The sequence below is a fragment of the Pseudonocardia sp. KRD291 genome (genome assembly GCF_019263595.1).
In the GTDB taxonomy this organism is placed as follows: domain Bacteria; phylum Actinomycetota; class Actinomycetes; order Mycobacteriales; family Pseudonocardiaceae; genus Pseudonocardia.
On sequence record NZ_JADQDD010000379.1, the window covers coordinates 1 to 5,213 of the forward strand.

The following is a 5,213-nucleotide window of genomic DNA, read 5'->3' on the forward strand; positions in this document are numbered from 1 at the left end:
ACCCGACGGCCAGGTCGTCGATGCCGTTCCCGCCGCGCGCGACCCGCTTGCCGAGCACGATGTAGAGCGCCCACATCGCCGCCGCGGCGAGCGCCCACGCCACCCCGGCCGGGCTGCCCGACCAGCGCACATCCGCGATCAGCAGCACCCCCAGGGCGGCCAGGACGACGGCGCCCACGTCGCGGGGCCGTCGCGAGGCCAGCGCCGCCACGACGACCGGCCCACAGAACTCGATCGCCACCGCGGTGCCGAGCGGGAGGCGGGCGATCGCCTCGTAGTAGGCGACGTTCATCAGGGCCGTGGCCAGGCCGAACGCGGCCGCGCGCAGCAGTCGTCGCGGGCGCCATGCGGCCCGTCCGGGACGTCGCCAGGCCAGCAGCACCAGCGCCGCCCCGATCAGCCGCAGCTCTGCGACCGCGGAGGGGGCGAGCCGGTCGAACAGCCCGACGGCCAGCGCGGCGCCGACGTACATCGACGTCCCCCCGAGCAGGAACAGCAGCGGGGCGGGGACGCGGGCGCCGGTCGACGAGAGTCGTTGCGTGCGTCCCATGGTTGCTGACCGTAGTCACGACACGCCGAGTTAACAGCGCCGAGGTTGCACGGGTGACCACCGGCCCCGCATGATTCACGCGTAGTCAACTTCATACGAATCCGGTCACCGCGGGTACATCGCGACGTCACCGCATCGCAGCGTGAAGATCAAACGTGATGCGTGTCGCGACTCGCCCCGGGAACACGTGCAGGGGCTCGAAGCGTCTGTAAGAGTGTGGGCGACACGCGAGAGCGGTCGTCACAGTGATGCGGCATCGGGGGCGGCCCCGGTGTCGAGACGGAGGGAGACCGCTATGCAGCCAGAAACGCTGACCCGGCCCGAGTTGACTCTCGCCGACCGCTGCGACCGCTGCGGTGCGGCAGCCAAGGTACGAGCCGTCCTCCCCTCCGGTGGGGAACTTCTGTTCTGTGGCCACCACGGTCGCGCACACGCGGAGAAGCTGCGTGAAGGCGGCGTGGAGGTGCAGCAGGGCGGCGAGTGACACGCCGACACAGACTTCGTACGGTGAGCGGGCGGGGACCTTCGGGTCTCCGCCCGCTCGTCTGTCCGGGCCCGCTCGTCTGTCCGGGGCCCGGGCGACGGGTTCCGGCGAGCCGGGGATCAGTCGTCGTGGTGACGGCGGTGACGCGGACGCCGTGACCGGTCCGGGCCGTTCGGCGGGGCCTCGGGCATCCGGGCCTCCCCGCGCGGGGCCGGGACGTGCGGCCCCGGGACGTGCTCCGGTGCGTGCTGTCCCGAGACCGGCGGCCCCGGAATCCGGTTCGCCGGGGACTGGGGGGACGGGATTCGGGGGATCGACGTCGTGCGCAGCTCCCGCGTGTCGGTGTCCTCCGCGGGGCGGTCGCCGGCAGGCGGGTCCTCGGTCCGGGACGCGACGAGCGACTCCAGGCGGGCGAGCTCGCGGACGTCGGCCAGGCGTGCGGCCAGCATCGTGACCACCGGGCGCAGCAGCGCCGCCAGGTGCTCGTCCGGGACGGCGTCGGCGCGCCCGAGGAGCTGCAGCCCGCCCGCGGTCCGCGCGGCGATCGGGACCGGGACGACGAGCGAGCGGACCAGCCCGCTGTCGGCCGCGGCGGCGGCCAGCTCGGGCGGCCCGTGGCGCGTGAGGTCGGGGGTGGCCAGGGTGCGGTCGCCGCGGACCGCGGCCGGGATCGGCCCGTTCCCGGCGCGCTGCTGGATCAGGGCCATCCGGTCGGCGGCGGTGTCGGAGGTGAAGATGCGCTGCGCGTCCGGGTCACGAGGGTCGGCGGGGTCGTTCAGCATCAGGACCGCGCCGGAGACGCCGGCGGCGGGCGGCAGCGCCACGCACACCCCGGACAGCATGGCCGCGACGTCGACGTGGGCCACCGACGTGGCACCGAGCTGCAGGGCGATACGGATCAGGGCCCCGGCCGGGTCGGGCCGCCCGAGTGAGCCCGAGCCCATGAGCGATGCGGCCATCGTCGTCCTTCCCCCGGGCCCGTTCCCCGGCGCTCGTCCCGGCGGCGTCGTCCTACGCGGCGGGCCGTTCCGCCGAGCGGCCCGATGCGGACCGACACCTGACGCAAAGTCAATCACCGAGCGTCGTCGCGCTGGGACGGACGATAACGAACTCCGCCGGTCGGCCGCACGTCGGCTGGGCCGAACGTGGGTACCGGCGTCGGTGATGATCACCCCCGGCGACCGTGACGGTGCCCACTCCGCCTCGCTGGCCGGGGCAGCGGGCGCGACGTAGGGTCGGCTCCGTACCGCGGGAGCCCGCGCACCGAGGCTGAGAGGGCGGCAGGCGGCCGTCGACCGTTCGAACCTGATCCGGGTCACACCGGCGTAGGGAGGCCGACGTTGCGTCGTCATCTGTCCTCAGCCCGTTCCCGCCCCGCTCGATCGACAGTGGTCGTCGCTGTCCTCGGGGCGCTCTCGCTGCTGCTCGCCGGCTGCGGTGCGCCGTCCTCGGGCCCGGACGGCGCCGCCGGCGGGTCGGGGGACCCGAACACGATCCGGGTCGCGCTGGACTGGACCCCGAACACCAACCACACCGGCCTGTTCGTCGCCCAGCAGATGGGCTGGTTCCGCGACGCCGGGCTGAACGTCGAGCTGCTGCCCTACAACCAGACCTCGCCGGACACGCTCGTCGGGTCGGGCGCGGCCGAGTTCGGGGTCAGCTTCCAGGACTCGTTCACCTACTCCAAGGGCGCCGGCGCGGACATCACGTCGGTGATGGCGGTGCTGCAGCACTGGGCGACCGAGGTCGCGGTGAAGGCGGACCGGGCCGACATCACCTCGCCGCGCGACCTCGACGGCAAGACCTACGCCGGGTTCGGCGGGCCGGGCGAGCAGGAGAAGATGCGCGCGATCATCCGCGGCGCCGGGGGGCAGGGGAACTTCTCGACCGTCACACTCGGCACGTCGGCCTACGAGGCGCTCTATGCCGGTCAGGCCGACTTCACCGAGCCGTTCGTGGCCTGGGAGGGGATCGAGGCCCAGCTGCGCGGCGAGCCGCTCAAGACGTTCAAGTACACCGACTTCGGTTTCCCGGACGCCTACAACGTCCTGCTCATGGGCAACTCCACCTGGCTGCGCGAGCACCCGGACCAGGCGCGCAGGTTCGTCCAGGCCGCCCAGCGCGGCTACCAGCTCGGCGCCGACGACCCGGCGAAGGGCGCGCAGCTGCTGACCGACGCCAACCCCGGCGCGTTCACCGAGCCCGAGCTCGTCGACCGCAGCCAGCAGATGCTCGCCGAGCGGTACATGAAGAACGCGCAGGGCCGGGTCGGCCCGCAGACCCTCGCCACCTGGGCCGGGTTCTCCGGGTTCGTCTACGACTCCGGCTCGGTGGTCGGCGAGGACGGCAACCCGGTCACCACGCGCCCCGACTTCTCGACCTGGTTCACCAACGACTACCTCGCCCCGGCGGCCTGAGGATGCCCCGCCGGTCCCCATCCACCCACGACGTGGACGGGAGCAGCTCTCGCACCGCGGAGGTAGACGAGAGCAGCTCTCGCACACCGCCGCCGCTACCCGGTGCCGAGCCGGCCCGTCCCGGCCCGGTGCGCGAACGGAGCTCTCGTGCGCCCGGGCTGGACGAGAGGAGCTCTCGTGCAGGGTTGGGGCGGGTGGTGCCGGCTGCGGTGATCGTGGTGGGGTTGCTGTTGGTGTGGCAGGTCGCGGTCACCGTGCTGGGGACGCGGCCGCAGGTGCTGCCCTCGCCGGTACGGGTGCTGGAGCAGGGCTGGGCGTTCCGGGACGCGCTCTGGACGAACACCGTGCCGACCGTGCTGGTCACCGCCGTCGGGTTCGCGGTGTCGCTGGTGGTGGCGTGGACGCTGGCGGTCCTCGTCGACTTCTCGCCGTGGCTGCGCCGTGCCCTGGTGCCGCTGCTCGTCGCCTCCCAGACGCTGCCGATCATCGCGATCGCGCCGCTGCTGATCATCTGGTTCGGGTTCGGCCTGCTGCCCAAGGTGCTGGTGATCGCGCTGGTGACGTTCTTCCCGATCGCGGTCGGGCTGATCGAGGGGTTCGCCGCGACCGACCGGGACGCGACGGCGTTGCTGCGCAGCATGGGTGCGAGCCGGTGGCAGCAGTTCCGCTACGTGCGCCTGCCGGGGGCGATGCCGTCGTTCTTCACCGCGCTGCGGATCGGGATCACCTACGCCGTCACCGGCGCGATCTTCGCCGAGTACGTCGGTGCGCGCTCCGGGCTGGGGATCTTCATGCAGCTGCAGAAGAACTCGTTCCGCACCGACCTGGTGCTGGCCGCGGTCGGGGTGACGGCGCTGCTCTCGGTCGCGCTGTTCGGCCTGACCTACCTGGTGCAACGGGTGCTGGTGCCCTGGTACCGGCCGGACCGGGGGACGTCGTGACGGCGGCGGCCAAGGTCGGCGTCGAGGGCCTCTCGGTCTCGTTCGGTGACCTCGCGGTGCTCGACGACGTGTCGCTGGCCGTCGCGCCGGGGGAGTTCGTGTCGGTGATCGGGCCCTCGGGCAGCGGCAAGTCGACGCTGTTCAACGCCCTCGCCGGGCTCGTCGAGCCGGACCGCGGCCGGGTGAGCGTCGACGGCGCCGTGCTCGACCGGCGTCCGGGAGCGGCCGACACGACGTTCGGCTACATGCCGCAGAAGGACCTGCTGTTCCCGTGGCGCACGGTGCTCGACAACACCACCCTCGGGCTGGAGGTGGCGGGCACGCCGCGCGGGCGGGCGCGAGAGCGTGCGCGGCCGCTGTTCGAGCCGTTCGGACTGGCCGGGTTCGAGGGCTCGCGACCGGCCGAGCTGTCCGGAGGCATGCGCCAGCGCGCCGCGCTGCTGCGCACCGTCGTCGCCGGGCGGGAGGTGCTGCTGCTCGACGAGCCGTTCGGCGCGCTCGACGCGCTGACCCGGACCGGGATGCAGGAGTGGCTCGACGACGTCCGCGCCCGCTACGGCTGGACCGCGATGCTGATCACCCACGACGTCCGGGAGGCGGTGTTCCTGTCCGACCGGGTGCTCGTGCTCTCGCCGCGCCCGGGCCGGATCGTGCGCGAGGTGACGATCGACCTGCCCCGCCCGCGGGACGCCTCGGTGCTCACCGACCCGCGCTTCGCCGCCGCCGAGGCAGACCTCCTGGCCACACTCCGCACCCCCGGCTGACGCCGGACCGGCGAGGCCGAGGGAGGGACGGGTGTCAGGACGGCGCGCCGGGGGCCG

The 5,213-nt window shown here is 73.4% G+C and carries 6 protein-coding genes and 1 riboswitch; of the genes, 4 read left to right on the plus strand and 2 right to left on the minus strand.

The window, feature by feature from the left end; translation table 11 throughout:
- The coding region (locus I4I78_RS30100; RefSeq protein ID WP_374225946.1) for a DMT family transporter at positions 1-550 on the minus strand (550 nt) is incomplete at its 3' end.
- Positions 551-845: 295 nt separating this feature from the next.
- Here I4I78_RS30100 and I4I78_RS33150 point away from each other — a divergent pair.
- The gene (locus tag I4I78_RS33150; protein ID WP_226380706.1) at positions 846-1,034 is read left to right on the plus strand and encodes a hypothetical protein; all 189 of its coding nucleotides are present in this window, start codon (positions 846-848) and stop codon (positions 1,032-1,034) included.
- 119 nt (positions 1,035-1,153) lie between these two features.
- Here I4I78_RS33150 and I4I78_RS30105 read toward each other — a convergent pair whose 3' ends face one another.
- The gene (locus I4I78_RS30105; protein WP_218614897.1) at positions 1,154-1,993 is read right to left on the minus strand and encodes a hypothetical protein; all 840 of its coding nucleotides are present in this window, start codon (positions 1,991-1,993) and stop codon (positions 1,154-1,156) included.
- A 279-nt stretch (positions 1,994-2,272) separates the two neighbouring features.
- A riboswitch (TPP riboswitch) is annotated at positions 2,273-2,383 on the plus strand.
- Between the two features lie 39 nt (positions 2,384-2,422).
- Here I4I78_RS30105 and I4I78_RS30110 point away from each other — a divergent pair.
- The 3 genes from I4I78_RS30110 to I4I78_RS30120 all read left to right on the plus strand — a co-directional run bounded on the left by I4I78_RS30110 (position 2,423) and on the right by I4I78_RS30120 (position 5,156).
- Complete coding sequence (locus I4I78_RS30110; RefSeq protein ID WP_218614898.1) at positions 2,423-3,451, plus strand: ABC transporter substrate-binding protein; 1,029 nt, start codon at positions 2,423-2,425, stop codon at positions 3,449-3,451.
- 194 nt (positions 3,452-3,645) lie between these two features.
- Complete coding sequence (locus I4I78_RS30115; RefSeq protein ID WP_308252446.1) at positions 3,646-4,392, plus strand: ABC transporter permease; 747 nt, start codon at positions 3,646-3,648, stop codon at positions 4,390-4,392.
- Complete coding sequence (locus I4I78_RS30120) at positions 4,389-5,156, plus strand: ABC transporter ATP-binding protein (protein ID WP_218614900.1); 768 nt, start codon at positions 4,389-4,391, stop codon at positions 5,154-5,156. Before I4I78_RS30115 ends, I4I78_RS30120 begins: the two co-directional genes overlap by 4 nt.
- The last annotated feature ends 57 nt before the right edge of the window (positions 5,157-5,213 follow it).

Excerpts from the sequence above, each read along its gene's own strand:
- I4I78_RS33150 (WP_226380706.1), top strand. The coding sequence starts at position 846 with ATGCAGCCAGAAACGCTGACCCGGCCCGAGTTGACTCTCGCCGACCGC.
- I4I78_RS30105 (WP_218614897.1), bottom strand. The coding sequence starts at position 1,993 with ATGGCCGCATCGCTCATGGGCTCGGGCTCACTCGGGCGGCCCGACCCG.